General features: G+C 69.7%; 10 protein-coding genes and 1 pseudogene. 7 read left to right on the top strand and 4 right to left on the bottom strand.

The window, feature by feature from the left end:
• The first annotated feature begins 4 nt into the window (after positions 1-4).
• Positions 5-1021 (top strand): zinc-dependent alcohol dehydrogenase, encoded by a 1017-nt coding sequence (locus OG595_RS40025; RefSeq protein ID WP_329280921.1) that lies wholly within the window; start codon positions 5-7, stop codon positions 1019-1021.
• A 114-nt stretch (positions 1022-1135) separates the two neighbouring features.
• Here OG595_RS40025 and OG595_RS40020 read toward each other — a convergent pair whose 3' ends face one another.
• From OG595_RS40020 to OG595_RS40010, 3 genes are all read right to left on the bottom strand, one after another.
• Positions 1136-4498, bottom strand: a complete 3363-nt coding sequence (locus OG595_RS40020) for an alpha-L-rhamnosidase-related protein (RefSeq protein WP_329280919.1) — start codon at positions 4496-4498, stop codon at positions 1136-1138.
• Between the two features lie 130 nt (positions 4499-4628).
• Positions 4629-7430 (bottom strand): family 78 glycoside hydrolase catalytic domain, encoded by a 2802-nt coding sequence (locus tag OG595_RS40015; protein ID WP_329280917.1) that lies wholly within the window; start codon positions 7428-7430, stop codon positions 4629-4631.
• A 114-nt stretch (positions 7431-7544) separates the two neighbouring features.
• The gene (locus tag OG595_RS40010) at positions 7545-8585 is read right to left on the bottom strand and encodes a LacI family DNA-binding transcriptional regulator (RefSeq protein WP_329280915.1); all 1041 of its coding nucleotides are present in this window, start codon (positions 8583-8585) and stop codon (positions 7545-7547) included.
• 314 nt (positions 8586-8899) lie between these two features.
• On the opposite strand from OG595_RS40010, the gene OG595_RS40005 reads away from it, so the two are divergent.
• The 4 genes from OG595_RS40005 to OG595_RS39990 all read left to right on the top strand — a co-directional run bounded on the left by OG595_RS40005 (position 8900) and on the right by OG595_RS39990 (position 13535).
• Positions 8900-10225, top strand: coding sequence for an ABC transporter substrate-binding protein (locus OG595_RS40005; protein WP_329280913.1), 1326 nt, complete (start codon positions 8900-8902; stop codon positions 10223-10225).
• A 67-nt stretch (positions 10226-10292) separates the two neighbouring features.
• Complete coding sequence (locus tag OG595_RS40000; protein WP_329280911.1) at positions 10293-11225, top strand: carbohydrate ABC transporter permease; 933 nt, start codon at positions 10293-10295, stop codon at positions 11223-11225.
• Positions 11222-12049, top strand: a complete 828-nt coding sequence (locus OG595_RS39995; protein ID WP_329280909.1) for a carbohydrate ABC transporter permease — start codon at positions 11222-11224, stop codon at positions 12047-12049. Before OG595_RS40000 ends, OG595_RS39995 begins: the two co-directional genes overlap by 4 nt.
• A gap of 55 nt (positions 12050-12104) precedes the next feature.
• A complete protein-coding gene (locus tag OG595_RS39990) occupies positions 12105-13535 on the top strand; it encodes an RICIN domain-containing protein (protein WP_329280907.1) in 1431 nt (476 codons plus the stop codon).
• A 119-nt stretch (positions 13536-13654) separates the two neighbouring features.
• Here the strand turns inward: OG595_RS39990 and OG595_RS39985 are convergent.
• Positions 13655-14414: pseudogene (locus OG595_RS39985) on the bottom strand (alpha-L-rhamnosidase-related protein); the annotation flags it as partial.
• Positions 14415-14525: 111 nt separating this feature from the next.
• Between OG595_RS39985 and OG595_RS39980 the strand changes: the two are divergent.
• Together OG595_RS39980 and OG595_RS39975 are read left to right on the top strand one after the other, a co-directional pair.
• A complete protein-coding gene (locus OG595_RS39980) occupies positions 14526-15563 on the top strand; it encodes a LacI family DNA-binding transcriptional regulator (RefSeq protein WP_329280905.1) in 1038 nt (345 codons plus the stop codon).
• A gap of 180 nt (positions 15564-15743) precedes the next feature.
• Positions 15744-16895, top strand: coding sequence for an ABC transporter substrate-binding protein (locus tag OG595_RS39975; RefSeq protein ID WP_329280903.1), 1152 nt, complete (start codon positions 15744-15746; stop codon positions 16893-16895).
• The last annotated feature ends 35 nt before the right edge of the window (positions 16896-16930 follow it).

The raw sequence follows: 16930 nt of genomic DNA, 5'->3' as shown, positions 1-16930 counted from the left end.
CCCCATGCGCGCGTTCGTCCTGACCGCCCCGGGGAAGTACGAGGTCCAGGAGGTCCCCGCCCCGGTGGCCGCCCCCGGCGAGGTCGTCGTCGACGTCGAGCGGGTCGGCGTGTGCGGCACCGACATGGAGTTCCACACCGGCGCGATGGCCTACCTGCACCAGGGCCACTCTTCCTACCCGATGCGTCTCGGCCACGAGTGGTCGGGGCGCGTGGCGGCGGTCGGCGACGGTGTCGACCGCGGATGGATCGGGCGCCGGGTCATGGGTGACACCATGCTCGGCTGCGGCTCCTGCCGTCGTTGCCGACGGGGCCATCAGCACGTGTGCGAGAAGCGGCAGGAGGTCGGTATCCGAGGTGAGCGGGCGGGTGCCCTCGCCGAGCAACTCGCCGTGCCGGCCTCCTCGTTGCACGCACTGCCCGACTCCGTCGACGCGGTGCTGGGCGCCCTGGTCGAGCCCGGGGGCAACGCCCTGCGCGCCGCCCGCGCGGCCGAACTGCGCCCAGGGGACCGGGTCCTGGTCCTGGGTCCGGGGACGATCGGCCTCCTGGTCGCGATGTTCGCGCGTGCCGCAGGTGCTGAGGTCCACCTGATGGGCGCCACCGACGGCTCGCTCGCCTTCGCCCGCGAGCTGGGCTTCGAGCACACCTGGCGGGAGGCGACCGTGCCGGAGCTGCCGTACGACGCTGTCGTCGACGCCTCCAACGCGGCCCATCTCCCCGATCTGGCCCTCCAGTTGGTCGAACCGGCGGGCCATGTCGTCTACATCGGCCTGGCCGGCGTACCCAGCAGGATCGACACCCGCGCCCTCGTCCTCAAGGACGTCACCGCGGTCGGTGTCCTGTCCGCCTCACCCGGTCTCGACGCCACCATCCGGGCGTACGCCGAGGGTTCGGTCGATCCTCGACCGCTCGTCGCCGCGACGGTGGGCCTCGACCGGGTCGGAGACGTCCTCGCGGGCGACCGCCCGGCGGGCGCGGGTCCCGGACCGAAGTTACATGTGGACCCGCGCCTGGGCTGAGGCCGGCGGAACACCGGCGCCTCGGTGACCGGCACGACGGACCGACCGCACCGCGACGCCGCTTCCTTCTACCGCTCTTCCTCTCTTCCTCTCTTCCTCTCTTCCTCTCTTCCTCTACTTGATGCTGATCTCCGCCACCTGGAGGCGGCGAATCGTGCTCTCGTCGGCGGCCGGTGCACCGAGTCCGGTGGCCCGTAGGCGCACATAGCGGCCGGTGGCAGCGGTGAGGGGGTAGGTCTGTGCGGTGCCGTTGGGGTTGGCCTGGCCGGTGACCGTGCGGACGGTGGTGTAGGACGTGGCGCCCTCGGCCCGGGTCCGCAGGGTGAAGTCGACGGGGAAGCCCGCGGTGCCGCCGCCGGCCGCGGCGGTGTCGGTACGGGGGTGCAGGGTGACCGAGCCGATGGCCCGGTCGGCGCCCAGATCGACCTCGATCCACACGGGTGTGTCACTGACATCGGCGGAGGCGAAGCCGATGCTGGTGAACCCCTTGGCACCGGTGACGCTTGAGGCGGTGCCGTCCAGCGCCCGGGTCTTGCCCCAGTCACCGTTCTCCAGCGTGCAGTTGCTGGTCACCGAGGTGGCCGCGGTGGGGACGGTGAGTTCGGCCAGCTGCAGCCTGTACTTGGAGGTCTCGTCCGCGGCGGGCGTGCCGAGCCTGGTGGCCTGCAGACGCACATGGCGGGCGGTGGTGGTCCGGAAACCGTAGGTCTGCACAAGGCCGTTGGGGTTGGGCTCGGCGGTGACGGCACGGACGGTCGTGTAGGCGCCGGCGCCGTCCGCGCGGGTCTGGACGGTGAAGTCCACCGGGAAGCCCGCCGTACCGCCACCGGCGGCGGGCGTGTCGGTGCGGGGGAAGAGGCGTACGGCGTCGATGTCCGTGTCGGCCCCGAGGTCGATCTCCACCCACACGGGGTTCGCGCCGACATCGGCGGAGGTGAACTCGTTGCTGGTGTAGCCCCTGGCGCCGGTCACGCCGGTGAGTGTGCCGTCGGTGAGCCGGTTCCCGCCCCAGTTGCCGTTCTCCAGGCTGTTGTTGCTGGAGACGGGCCTGCCCAGGGCGAGGTTGTCGAGCCGCCCGGTACCGGTGACGGTGAACCTCCAGGTGCCCGGCCGGAGGGTGAAGTAGACGTACGAGGAGTCCTCGCCCGCGTAGGTGAGGCCGCTGACGGCGCCGGTGGCGGAGCCGCCCGTGAAGACCGTGGTGCCGCCTGCCTTGATGACGGGCTGGGAGCCGCCGTAGGTGGGCACGCCGACGCGGGCCGTCGTGCCGTTCGGCGAGGTGAGGTCCAGCGCCACCTGGGTGCCCTCGCGGGTGAGGCCGAAGCGGATGTCGCCCTTGACGGTGGGCGTCACCGCGTTGATCTTCGTGAGGGTGCCGGTCTGCGGGACGACGTCGTACGTCGTCCAGCCGGGCCGGGTGGGGCGCACGCCGGCCGCGTAGGCGGACAGCGCGTACAGCGGGCCGCCGTTCCAGGCGTGGTTGTCGGTGCCCTCCGCCTTGGTCCACAGCTCCCACAGCGTGTGGGATGCGGGGTCGATGACCTGGGCGGCGAAGCGGTTGCGCATCCGCTCCTCGGCGACACCGGCCGCACCCATCAGGTACAGCGCCTCCAGGACGTAGAACTCCATGTACGGGCTGGCGTTGAGGTGGTTGCGCAGGACCTCGACGATCCCCCGGTGGCGCGAGACGGGGGCCAGGCCCGCGACCACGGCGAGGGCGTTGGCGCGGTCGTCCGTGTCGCCGTTGTAGCCGGGTGAGCGGTACTCGTTCTTCGAGGCGTTCCACAGCACACGGTCGAAGTTGGCCCTGATGCTGTCGCGTCGGGCCTTCCAGCCGGCCGTGTCGGCACTGTTGCCGCTGAGGTCGGCGAGGTTGGCGGCGGTGTCCAGAGCCAGGTAGTACCAGGAGTTGTCGAGGACGCGGGCGTCGATGTTGCTGCCCCAGTCCTCCCAGTCCCAGTCGCCGGCACGGTGCTTGACCAGGCCGTCGCTGTCCAGGGCCCACAGGTTCAGGTACTTCTTCACCGCCGGGTAGGCACCCGTGACCGCGTCGGCGTTGCCGGTGTGGAGGTAGTAGGTCCAGAACGACCACACCGAGGCGAGCATCTGGACGGGCAGTTCGGCGGTCCAGATGGTCGACGGCACCGGGGAGTAGAGCGCTCCGCTGTCCTTCTGCCAGGCCGCGAGCTGGGAGATGGCCTTCGCGCCGAGCGCGTGCGAGCGGGTGTCGAAGGTGTAGAAGCCCTCCTTGAGCTGGTTGACCACATCGCCCCACCACTGGGCACGCTCCCGGGTGGGGCAGTCCATGTAGTTGTCGCGCATGTTGACGTACATGGTGCGGGCGGCCTTGCCCCACAGGGTGTCGAAGAAGGCGTCGCTGCTGCTGAACGAACCGGCGAAGTCGGTGTCGTAGCCGGACTCGCGGTACTTCAGTTCCAGGACGGTGACACCGGCCGGGACGGTGTAGCGCACAGCGGTGCCGCTCATCCAGGCCAGCGACTCGAACTCCTGCACGCCGCCGGTGCAGACGTAGGTGGTGCGCACGTTGTAGGCGGTGCCGGGTTCGATGCCCGTCAGGTTGGCGCCGTCGTCGTAGTGGTCGGTCTGGATGCCGATCACCGCACCGGCCGGGGCGTCCACCTTGAGATACGGCGTGATCTGGAGGTTGGAGGGCAGGGTGGCGGAGATGGCGGTGCCGCCCTGCCCCGTGGACGGCAGCGACGCGGCGTTGGTGTAGGCCTTGAGGCCGGAGTAACGGAACAGCGGGACGGGCCGCTCGACGAGGTCGTTCCAGGGCGCGGCTCCGGCTGCGCCGAAGTCGGTGGGCGCCGTCCAGCCGCTGTCGTCGAAGCCGGGCGACTGCCAGTCCGCCAGGGAGACGGCGTTGCGGGCGTCGTAGTGGATGTTCGACTCGGGCAGCCGGAAGTTCGCCTGTGTCCCGCCGGTGTCGTTGGCGTAGCCGACGTGGACGGTGTGCTTCCAGCCGGTGTCGCTGACGATCCGGGTGGTCGTCGAGCCGGTCGTGACGTCCGACTGGAACAGTAGTCCGCCCTTGCCGCTGCTGTTGTGCGAGAAGCCCTGTTTGCCGAAGTGCCACACCAGCAGTGCGACGGTGTTGCTGCCGCCGGTCAGGTACGGGGCGAGGTCGATCACGTCGTGGTAGGTGCCCGTGCGGTTGGGGCCGCGCTTGAGCTGGCCCTCGAAGACCACCAGGGTCCCGTTCACCCACAGCCAGTACTTGGAGTCGGCGGCGATCCGTGTCACGGCACTGCCCGGCCTGGCGGCCAGGGTGAACGACCTGCGGAAGGCCACCCATTGGTTCGTCGTGGTGGACGGCGCCCAGATCCACTTGGCCGTCCAGGGGCCGGCGGCGGCTGCCGCCGGTGCGAGCGCGGGCAGCACCAGGGAGCTCAGCACGGGGGCGAGCGCCACGGCTGTGGCGGTGCGGAGGACAGACCTGCGGGTCATCTGTCGCATCGGGGGTCCGTTTCATGAAGGGGTGCGGGTTCGGAAGCTCGGGAAGGTCCCCGCCGCGCGAGCGCGCGTACGGGGAGGGCGAGCCGGCGTGCGTGGGACGGGTAAGGCAGGGCAGTGGTTGTCGCGGACGTCAGCCCTGTACGCCGCCCAGCAGCGCCTCCAGGTCGGCGGCGGCGCCGGCGCCCCCGTCCTCGAAGAGGACCTTGTTGGCCAGCGTGGGCAACTCACGTGCCGGCACGTCCAGATACGGCTCCAGTCGCCGGGCCAGCCGGGCGGTGTCCGTCCCCAGGCCGTGCCGGACCAGGACGCCGACCGTGCGCTCCCACAGACCGGGGTCGTCCATGAGGTCCCGTACGGTCGCCACCGAGGTCGAGGCCGGCGGGCAGGGATCCTCGGTCGTCCAGAAGTGCTTGCCGTGCGTCGCGGTCAAGGCCGGCCAGCCCTCGCCGGGCAGGTGGACGGTGGCCCGGGTCCCCACAGGGACGGTCACCTCCAGATGGAAGCGCCCGTTGTCGCGCCGCCAGCTCACCGAGGCCTCTCCGTAGGGCGTGATGTGCCGGGCGGAGGCATGGGTGAGGGCCCGGTCGGGCAGCGGTCGTACGGTGAACTCCCGGTATCCGGGGGCCGCGGGGGCGAGTCCGGCGACGGTGCGGTGCATCCAGTCGGCGACCGCGCCGAGCGCGTAGTGGTTGAACGACGTCATCTGGCCGGGGTTGACGCTGCCGTCGGGCAGCATGCTGTCCCAGCGTTCCCAGACGGTGGTGGCGCCCATCGTCACCGGATACAGCCAGGAGGGGCACCCCTTCTCCAACAGCAGCCGATGGGCGAGGTCGGAGCGTCCGACGGAGGTGAGGGCGTCGGTCATCAGCGGGGTGCCGACGAATCCGGTGGCGATCCGGAAGCCGCTCGTGCGGACCAGGTCGGCGAGCCTGCGCCCGGCGGTCCCGCGCTGCTCGGGGAGGGACAGCAGCTCCCACTGGAGTGCCATGGCGTACGCGGTCGGTGAGTCGCCCACGATCCGGCCGGCCGGGGTGACGAACGCGCGGGCGAACGCCTCCCGGGTCCGGGCGGCGAGCGCGGCGTACCGTGCCGCCTCCTCGGCGTGGCCCAGTGCCTCCGCGGTGCGGGCGACGACGTCCGCGCAGCGGACCAGGCACGCGGTGGCGACGACGTCCGCGGGCGTGCGGGCGGCGAACGGGTCGTCCGGCGGTGCGGCCGGGTCGAGCCAGTCACCGAACTGGAAACCGCCCGCCCACACCCCGTCGGTGGTCAGCGAGGCCGTCTTGTCGACCCAGGCGCGCGCACTGGCGAACTGCCGCCGCAGGACGTCGAGGTCGCCGTACCGCTCGTGCAGCACCCAGGGCACCACAGCGGCGGCGTCGCCCCAGGCGGCAGCGGTCGGCGTCTCGATGTCCAGGACGTCGGGGATCACCCAGGGCACCGCGCCGTCGGGGTGCTGGTCGGCGGCGAGGTCGGCGAGCCACGAGGAGAGGAAGCCCGCGGAGTCGAAGAGGAAGGCGGCGGTGGGTGAGAAGACCTGGATGTCTCCGGTCCAGCCGAGCCGTTCGTCGCGCTGCGGGCAGTCCGTGGGCACGTCGAGGAAGTTGCCGCGGGTGCCACGGACGACGTTCTCGTGGAACCGTTCGAGATCCGGGTCGGAACAGGCGAACCAGCCGGTGCGGCGCAGGTCGGTCCCCACCACCATGGCGTGCAGGTCCTCTGCCGTCAGGTCCGGTACGCCGCTGATCTCGGCGTAGCGGAACCCGTGGAAGGTGAGCGAGGGTTCGAGGACGGTCTCGGCGGCATCGGCCAGCAGGTAGGTGTCGACGGCGTCGGCCGTGCGCAGGGGCCGGGTGCACAGTTCCCCGTCCTCCAGGATCTCGGCGTGCCGGACGGTGACCTCCCGGCCGTCCGTGGCGCCGCGTACCCGAAGCCGGACCCAGCCGACGACGTTCTGCCCGAAGTCGGCGAGCGTACGCCCGGAGGGCGACTGCCAGACCTTCAGCGCCGGCAGCTTCTCGGTGATCCGTACGGGAGGACCCTCCGGGGCGACGAGTCGCGCCAGGTCCGCGTCCTCGTCGGGCAGCACCTCCACCGGGCCGGTCGCTTCGCCGGGCGTGATCCGCAGATCGGTGCGCTGGCCCTGGTAGAGGTCGTCGGCGACCACTCCGGTGTCCCGGGCCCGCCACTCCTCGTCGGTGCCGAACGTGTCCACCGAGCCGTCGGCGTACCGCACTTCCAGCTGGGCGAGGAGGGCGAGCCGGTCGCCGTACAGGGCGCGGGCGCCCCACCAGCCGAGGTGGCCCCGATACCAGCCGTTGCCGAGCACGACGGAGAGGGTGTTCTCGCCCTCCGCCAGCAGTGCGGTGACGTCGTGGGTCTGGTAGCGCAGCCGGTGACGGTAGCTGGTCCAGCCGGGTGCCAGGACCTCGTCACCGATCCGGGCGCCGTTGAGGGAGGCCGTGTAGACGCCGTGGGCGGTGGCGTACAGCCGCGCACTCACCAACCCCGGGCGCAGGACGACCGTCCGGACGAGTTCGGGGGCGGGCGCGTCCATGCCGCCGTGGTCGCGGGGGGTGATGAACCGGGCGCTCCAGTCGTCGGGGCGCAGCAGTCCCGTCTCGACGGTGGCGGGCGCGCTCCACTCGGTCGGCTCTCCCCCGGAGGCCACCCGGATCCGGACGGTGGCCCGGGTGCGGGAGGGCAACGGCTCGAACGGCCAGGGCACCAGGATCTGCTCGGCCGACTCGACCCGTACGACGGTGGCGGCGTCCAACTCCACCTCGTACGCCGTCTGCCGCCATCTGGGATCGTCGGTGCGCACCTGCCAGGAGAGGCGTGGCGCCGAGGCACCCACACCGAACGGATCGTCCCGGTGCTCGAACCGGATCGCTGCAACGGTGGTGCTGGGCTCCGGATGCTCCAGGATCATGCCTGTCCCCTCCCTCAAGTGTGGAACGTTCCACGTTTGAAACGACTCAACCATGAGCCGGGGAGGTCAGGGCGTCAAGAGGGGACGGGGAAGAAATCCGGGCGTTCGCTCTGCTCAGTGGCGCGGAGGAGCCGTGCTGCCGCGCACCACGAGGTGCGGGGTCGAGGCCATGACGACGGCGCGGTCACGACGGTTCTCGATCCGCTCCACGAGGAGCCGGGCGGCCGTCTCGCCCATCATGACGCCCGCCTGGTCCACGCTGGTCAGGTCCACCGGAGCGAGGGCGGCCACCGAGGTGTTGTTGTATCCGGCGAGCGAGAGATCCGCGGGAATGCGCAGGCCGAGTTCGGCGGCGGCCCGGAAGACGCCGGTCGCGGCGACGTCCGCGCCGGCGAAGATCGCGGTGGGCGGGCGCGTGGAGGTGAGCAGTTCCATGGCACCCCGGTAACCGCCCGCGTCCGAATACCCCGAGTTCACGACCCGGGCCAGGTCGGCGAGGCCGTGCCGGGCCATCGCCTCGCCGTAGGCGGCCCGGACGTGGTGTTCCGGCCGCTGCTGCCACTGGGTCCCGCGCACCGTCGGGTGCGAGAGGTGGGCGATGTCCCGGTGCCCCAGTCCGACCAGATGGTCCACCACGAGATCGACGCCCAGCCCGTCCTGGTTGACCACGCAGTCGTACGCCGGTGACGGGTCGTGGTGGCCGAGCACCACCGTCGGCACGTCGGCGGCGATGCGCACCACCTCCGTCCGGGGAACGGCGGGGGCGATCAGGATCAGGCCGTCCATCTGCCGGTCCACCATGGCGTGGATGAGCTTCGTCTGGTCGTCCATCTCGGCGGAGCCGCTGGAGCCCATGAACACCGCGTACTCACTGTTCCGCAGCTGCGCGTCCACCCCCTCCAGAAGGTCCGCGTAGAAGGCGTTCCGGATGCTCGCGAGCAGCACGCCGATGGTGTAGGTACGGCCCCGCATGCCGCGGGCGGCGGCATGCGGACGATAGCCCAGCTCGGCCATCGCGGCCCGCACCCGCTCGCGCATCGCGGGGCTCACCCCGTAGGCGTTGGTCAGCACCTTCGACACGGCCGAGGTCGACACGCCCGCGCTGCGCGCGACGTCGGCGATCGTCACTCTCTTCGCGCCGCCCGTTGTTCTCATGGGGGTCCCCACCTCCGTTGCCCTGTGCCGCTCCGACCCACATCGGCGTTTCCGGAACGTTACTCGCAGATGGCTTGACGGCTCCGGCAGGTTCGCTTCAATCTGTGGGGCATTCCCTTTGTGGCACGTTACACGAAAGGCCCGGCGCGGCAGGCCCAGCCGACAGCCACATCGCATCGCCCCGCGCCCGGGACCCGATGAACGGCCGCGACGGAACACAAGCCGATCCGGCAGCGAGCCCCACCGCTCCCCGCCACCTGCCTGGCCAAATCCACACTGAAACGATTCATCGACGCTCGAACGAAGGAACATCCATGAGGTCAAGCACTCTCGCCAAGAGAAGGGCCGTGGTGGCCGCGGCCGCCGTTCTGCCGCTGGTGCTCAGCGCCTGCAGCGCCGGCTCTCTCGGCTCGGCCGACGAGGACGGGGCCGCGACGTCGATCAAGCTTCTCGTCGACAACGCGCCCGACAACCTCCAGTCCGCGCAGCAACTGGCCAAGGCCTTCGAGGCGAAGAACCCGAAGATCAAGGTGAGCGTGGAAACACGTCCCGGCGGGACAGAGGGCGACAACCTCATCAAGACGCGGCTGCAGACGGACAGCATGGACGACCTGTTCGTCTACAACGTGGGTTCCCTGTTCCAGCAGATCGACCCGACGAAGACGCTCACACCCATCACCCAGGACCCGTACGTCAAGAATCTCGACGAGTCCTTCGTCCCGCAGGTCACGGTCGGCGGCCAGACCTACGGCGTCCCGTTGGGCTCGGCTCTCGGCGGCGGTGTCCTCTACAACAAGAAGGTCTACGACAGGCTCGGCCTGACGGTGCCCAAGACCTGGGCCGACTTCATCGCCAACAGCGAGAAGATCAAGGACGCCGGCATCGCTCCGGTCATCCAGACCTACCAGGACACCTGGACCTCCCAGCTTCTCGTCCTGGGCGACTTCCACAACGTGGCGGCGGCGGAACCGGGCTTCGTCAAGGACTACACGGAGAACAAGGCGAAGTACGCCTCCGACCCGAACGCGGTGAAGGGCTTCCAGCACCTGCAGCAGATCCACGACCTGAAACTGCAGAACTCCGACTACGCGTCGGCCACCCTCGTCAAGGGCCTCCAGATGCTGGCCACCGGCAAGGGCGCCCAGTACCCGATGCTCTCCACTGTCATCAGCGGGATCAAGACGAGCAACCCGGAGCAGCTCAACGACATCGGCTTCTTCGCGCTGCCGGGTGACGACGCCGCCACCAACGGCCTGACGGCGTGGTTCCCGAACGCCCTGTACGTCCCGAAGACCACCACGGGCGACAAGCTCGCCGCGGTGAAGAAGCTCCTCGCGTTCGCCGCGAGCCCGGCCGGCTGCACGGCCCAGGCCAAGGCGTCGACACCGACCGGGCCGTACCTGGTCAAGGGCTGCACCCTGCCGACGGACGTGCCGACGATCACCAAGGACGTCGCCGCGTACTTCACCAACGGCGCCCAGAGCCCGGCGCTGGAGTTCCTGTCCCCGGTGAAGGGACCGAGCCTCGACCAGATCAGCGTGCAGGTCGGCTCCGGCATCACCGACGCGAAGACGGGTGCGACCCAGTACGACAAGGACACGAAGAAGCAGGCACAGCAGCTCGGCCTGTCGGGCTGGTAGGAACGCACGTCAGTGCCTCCCCGCCCTCGTCGAGCGGTGCGGGGAGGCACCCGAGAGAGGTCGATCGATGACCACAGTTGCACCGACCCCGCCGAAGACGACCGGGCGGACACCGACGCCGGTCCGGGCGCGCCGGTCCCCGGGAACGCACAGTTCCTATCCCACCTGGTTCTACCTGCCCGCCGCGGCCGTCTACGGGGCGCTGTTCCTGGTCCCCACCCTCGCGTCGTTCTACTTCAGCCTGACCCGGTGGACGATCTTCAAGTCGACCTTCATCGGCCTGGACAACTACACCGAGTTCTTCCAGGAGCCCGCCCTCGTCAAGGGCTTCGTCAACACGTTCCTCTACGCGGTCGTCACCTCGGGCCTCAAGGTCGTCCTCGGCCTCTTCCTCGGGATCCTGCTGACCAGCCAGATCCGCGCCCGGGGCTATCTGCGCTCGGCCGTGTTCTTCCCCGTGCTGGTCAGCACCGTGGGCGTCGGCATCACCTTCACCGCCTTCATGGACCCCTCCACCGGCGCGATCAACAAGGCCCTCGCCGCGATCGGCATCGACGGTCCGGGATGGCTGACCGAGCCGTCGCTCGCACTGTTCTCGGTGGCCCTCGTAGACGTCTGGAAGGGCGTGGGCCTGGCGACCGTCATCTACATCGCCGGCATCGTGTCCATCCCACAGGACTACTACGAGGCGGCGAAACTCGACGGCGCGAACTCCTGGCAGCTGCTGCGCAACGTCGTCCTGCCGCTGAGCCGGCCCGCGACCTCCACCGTCATCATCCTGTCGCTCATCGGCGGCCTGCGCTCCTTCGACCTCATCTGGGCGATGACACGCGGCGGACCGGGCTTCAGCTCCGACGTGGTCGCCTCCGTCATCTACAAGCAGTACCAGGCGGGCTTCTACGGCCTGTCGACCGCCGGGAACGTCATCCTCTTCCTGGTCGTGACGGCGGTCGTCGTCCCGCTGTCCCGCTTCCTGGCCCGCAAGGAGGTGCAGCGATGAGGAACTCCACCCGCACCTGGCTGGGCGCCCTGTCGGTCACCGTCAGCATCGTCGTCTTCGTCGTCCCGTTCGCGTTCATCGTGCTCACGGCCGTCAAGGATCCGCAGCAGGCCTCCCAGCTCGACTTCTCCTGGCCACGCCACTTCCAACTGGTCGACAACCTCGTCGAGGTCGTGCAGGCGCGGGACTACATCCTCGTCATCGCGTTCGTGAACAGCGTGATCCTGACCGTCGCCAGTGTGACGGCGATGGTCGTCCTCGGCGCGATGGTCGCCTTCGTGCTCCAGCGCCGCGTCACCCGGTGGACGGGGATGATCAACTTCCTGGTCCTGTCCGGGCTGATCATCCCGCCGGCGGTCGTGCCCACGATCTGGGTCCTCCAGAAGGCCGGGCTGTTCGGCACGCTCCCCGGGCTGATCCTCGTGGAGATCGCCTTCGGGCTCTCCTTCTCCATCCTGCTGTTCCGCGCCTTCATCGCCACCATCCCGCGCGAACTCGACGAGGCCGCGATCATCGACGGCGCGTCCCCGCTGCGGCTCTTCTTCCGGGTCATCCTCCCGATGCTCCGCTCGGTCGTCGTGACCGTGATCGTCGTCCAGTCGGTGGCCGTCTTCAACGACTTCACCAACCCGCTGTACTTCCTGCCGGGCGAGCAGAACGCCACCGTCCAGCTGACCCTGTTCAACTTCCAGAGCCAGTACAGCACCAGCTACAACCTGCTCTTCATGGACATCCTGCTCATCACGATCCCGCCGCTGATCATGTTCCTGTTCTTCAACCGGCAGATCGTCGCGGGGATGACCGCGGGGGCCGTCAAGGGCTGAGTCCCGCCCGTACCGGCACCGGCACCAACACCTCACCGATACAAGGGAGTTTCGTGTGAACAGCCCCCATGCCGAAAGCCTCCTCCTGCGGATGCACAGACGACGGCGCCGTCCCGTCCTCGCCGCTCTGCTGGCCGCCACCCTGGCCGTCCTCGGTCTGGTCGCGACCGGCCGGGCGCAGGCGCTCAGCGGTGACATCCGTATGCACGACCCGTCCGTCATCAAGGTCGGCAGCTGTTACTACGGCTTCTCCACCGGGTTCGAGAACGACACGCTCAACCCCAGCGGGTCCATAACCGAGCGCAGGACATGCGATGCCACGGCGGCGACCGGCTGGACCAAGATAGGCAACGTCTGGGAGTCGACGCCGTCCTGGATCACCGCCAAGCTGGGTGCGACGCCGCCGAACATCTGGGCCCCCGACATCAAGTTCTTCAACGGCAAGTACCACCTGTACTACGCCGGTTCGCGCTGGGGCACCTCGTACGCCGTGATGGGTCTCGCCACGGCCACCAGCATCGAGGGGCCCTGGACCGACCAGGGCCTGGTCACCGACGTCAACTACCCCATCGACCCCAACGTCGACTGGGGACCGGACGGCCGGCTGTACGTCTCCTGGGGCTCCTGGACCGGCTCCGGCACCTACATGCACGTCCTGGACGAGTCGACAGGCAAGCTGTCCACGAGCGACAACAACCTCTGGCACATCGCCGTCGACATCGAGAACCCGACGATCATCCTCAACGGCGGCTACTACTACCTCTTCGGTTCGAAGGGGCTGTGCTGCAGCGGGACCAACAGCACCTACTACACGGTGGTCGGACGGTCCACGAGCATCACGGGCCCCTATCTCGACCAGAGCGGCACGAACATGGCGTCCGGCGGTGGGACACCGGTGCTCGCGGGCGCCTATCCCAAGGTGGCGGCCGGGGGCGCGGACGCCTTCGACGACGGCACGTCGAAGTTCCTCGCCTACCACTACTACAACGGCGACAACAACGGCCAGGAGTCCCTCGACATCCGCCAGGTCACCTTCGCCGGTGGCTGGCCCGTCCTCGCCGCCCCGCTGGGCTCCACCAGCAACCGCCTCCTGAACCGCAACAGCGCCAAGTGCGCGGACGTCTGGTTCGCGAGCACCGCCGACGGGGCGGCCGTCAACTCCGGCAACTGCAACGGCGGATCCAACCAGCAGTGGGCACTGACTCCCTCCGGTTCGGACTACCGCCTGGTCAACGTCAACAGCGGCAAGTGCCTCGAAATCCCCGGCGGTTCCAAGACCGACGGTGCGACGGCCGACCAGTGGACCTGTGACGGGGGCACGCACCAGCTCTGGCGCAGGACGTCGGTGATCGGCGCCTATGTCACCTTCACCAACGTCAACAGCGGGCTGTGCCTCCAGGTCACCGGAGGGTCGACCACCAACGGGGCGGCCCTGAACCAGTCGAGCTGCAACACCGGCACGAACCAGCAGTGGCTCGTGGTCTGACGCCAGGTACGCGTCCGCGGCGCCGCCGGCCGGCCCCGCGGACGCGTCCCTCCCACTGTCCCCTCAGCACACGCACATCAGCGCAGCCGGGCACTCACGCGGTACCGGCCGGACGCCAGCTAGCAGACATACACCCCGTCGGTGTGACCGACGAACCGGACGCCCTCCGCACGGTCCAGCGGTACACGGCCTTCGCGGACCGAGTCGGCCGACACCGCCGGAAGCCGCAGGGTCGCCGCACTGTTCGCGGGCACCACCACGTCGTACCCGAGGCCCCTGCCGCGGTCCGTGACGCGCCACTCGCTCCGGATCTCCCTGTACGGCGACTCGTACACCCCGGAGACCCGGGTGATCCCGCCTGTGGGATCGATGTGGTGTTGCGGCAGGAAGTGCTTGAACCCGGGGCTCTCCGGATCGCGGGCGATGCCGGCGTGCAGGCGTACATCCACTCCATGATCGCGCCGAAGGCGTAGTGGTTGAAGGAGTTCATGCCGACCGGCCCGAACCCGTCCTCCTCCGAGTACGAGTTCCAGCGCTCCCAGACCGTGGTGGCACCGTCCTTCACCGAGAACAGCCAGGACGGCAGCCCGTCCTGGTGGAGCAGTTCGTACGCCAGGTCCGCGCGGCCTCGTCGGTGAGGACGGGGGCGAGGACAATGACGCCGGCGTCCGCCCAACCGCTGCCGCCGCCCGGGAGGTTGAACCGGCCGGTCGGGGCGAGCCCGGTGAACTGCTCCTTGTCCGCACCGTAGTTGGCCTGGGAGTCGACGACGGTGTCCTGGAAGTGGCTGAGGACGACACCGGCGTCCACGTTGTACAGACCGGTCGCCGCGAAGACCTGGGTGTCGCCGGTCCAGCCGAGGCGTTCGTCGCGCTGGGGACTGCGCGATCGTTACGGCGGCGGCCTGCGTGCAACCGTCGCGAGGCGTCCGCCGGGCCACAGGCCCGTCCGTAGACTCGGCGGCAGCAGTTCCCAGGGAGAAGGAATCGAATGGAGCCGCCAGCACGACGTCGGCGCGTCACGATCGTCGATGTCGCACGCCACGCCCAGGTGTCCACGACCGCGGTGTCCAAGGTGCTGCGCAACGCGTACGGCGCCAGTCCCGAGATGCGCGCGAAGGTGCGCCGCGCGATCGACGAACTCGGTTACCGGCCGAACGCGGGAGCGAGAAGTCTCCGCGGGCAGACATACACCATCGGCGTGATGCTGCCCGACATCCGGAACCCCTTTTTCCCCGACGTGCTCGACGGCATCACCGGCCGGCTGACGGACACGGAGTACCAGGTGCTTCTGGGCCCCGGCTGCAACGGCGAGAAGGAGGAGGCGCGGGTCACCGAGGCGATGCTGGACCACGGCATGGACGGCCTCATCCTGGTCGCGCCGGTCTCGCCCCGCGCCCACCTCGAACACGTCGCCTCCTCCGTGCCGACCGTCGTCGTCGGCCGGCACGGTTCGTCTCCGGTGTACGACACGGTGGTCGACGACGATGTCGAGGGCGCGTCCCTGGCCGTCGGCCATCTCGCCGGTCTCGGGCATCGCCGCATCGCCCACATCGAGCACCACGAGACCGACCCGACACGCCTCATGGAGATGCCCAACGCCCGCCGCGCCGACGGATACCGGCAGGCCATGCGGGCGCTGGGGCTCGGGGAGTGGATCGACGTGGCCTCCACCAGCTACACCCAGGAGGGCGGCTACCAGGGCGCGCGGGAGCTGCTGGCCCGCCCCAGCGTTCCGACGGCCGTCTTCGCGGGTGCGGACATCGTGGCCATGGGTGTCCTGGCGGCGATCAACGAGGCGGGGCTCGACGTTCCCGGTGACATCTCGGTGGCCGGGTACGACAACACCACCTTCGCCGCGCTCGGCCCGATCTCCCTGACCAGCGTCGACCAGGCGGGCCACGAGATCGGCGGGCACGCCGCCCGCCTGCTCCTGGAGCGGCTCGCCGACCGGCAGAAACCCACGGACCAGGTCCGTCTGTCCCCCACCCTGGTGCCGCGCCGGACCACGGGCCGGCCACCGGAGTAGGCCGCGGGCCCAAGCAGCCCGGGGCATTCAACCGTTCGATTGAATGTGGGATTCCACCTGTGGAAAACGTTGCCCATCGAGGGGCGGCGGCGCAGGATGAAGGCCGCCCGGCGCCTCCGGCCATCGCCGACGTGCCGGTCGCTTCACCACGCCACCCCCCATCAGGAAGGCCACCCCAGCGTGTCCAGCTTCCTCAGCAGACGACGTGTCCTCGCCACCGGCGCGGGCGCCGCCCTCGGTGTCGGCGCGGTCGCCGCGAACGCCACCCCCGCTGCCGCCTCCCCCGCCACTTCCCGGGACACCACCCGGGGCACCTCCCGGGGCGAGGAGACCAGGACCCTCGACGAGCTCTACCGGACCGCTCTCGCGGAGGGCGGCAAGCTCGTCGTCTACGCCGGCGGCGACACCCCCACCCAGCAGGACGGCACCAAGGCGGCCTTCAAGGCCCGCTTCCCGGACATCGACCTGACGCTGATCGTCGACTACAGCAAGTACCACGACGTCCGTGTCGACAACCAGTTCGCCACCGACACCCTCGTGCCGGACGTCGTGCAGTTCCAGACCCTTCAGGACTTCGACCGCTGGAAGCAGCAGGGCCGTCTGCTGCACTACAAGCCCGCCGGGTTCTCCAAGGTCTACGACAGGTTCAAGGACCCACAGGGCGCGTGGGTGGCCACCGGAGCCATCGCCTTCAGCTTCATGTACGACACGGCGAAGGTCGGTTCGAGGACGCCTCTCACCCCGCGCGACCTGGTCGACCCGAAGTGGAAGGGCCAGATCGCCTCCTCCTTCCCGCACGACGACGACGCGGTGCTCTACCTCTTCACGCTGTACGCGCGGAAGTACGGCTGGGACTGGGTGGCGAGGTTCGCCGCCCAGGACGTGCGGTTCGCCCGCGGCAGCAACTCCCCGGGTGACGCCGTCTTCGGCGGGCAGAAGACCATCGGTGTCGGCACCGCGGGGTCGGCGGTCAGCACTTCACCCGTGACGTTCGCCATCGGCGCCGGGCATCCGTTCATGGCCTGGGGCCAGCGCATGGCCGTCCTCAAGCAGGCGAAGAACTCCACTGCCGCCAAGCTGTTCCTCAACTGGCAGTTGTCGAAGGAGATGCAGAACGGCTCCTTCAACGGCTGGTCCGTCCGGACCGACGTCACTCCCCCGGCGGGTCTGAAGCCGATCTGGGAGTACCCCGACGCCCACGTGGACGGCTTCCCCCGCTTCATGTCCGACCGCGCGGAGGTGGAGCGCTGGAAGCAGACCTTCGCCCTGTACTTCGGGGAGGTCAAGGGCGACCCGACACCCGGCTGGCTCGGGCTGCATCCGGGGGCGTAGAGACGGGTGGGCCGGCGTCCGGCCCACCCGGGACA

This window comes from Streptomyces sp. NBC_01451 (genome assembly GCF_036227485.1).
GTDB lineage: Bacteria > Actinomycetota > Actinomycetes > Streptomycetales > Streptomycetaceae > Streptomyces.
This window is presented reverse-complemented; position numbering and strand designations above follow the sequence as displayed.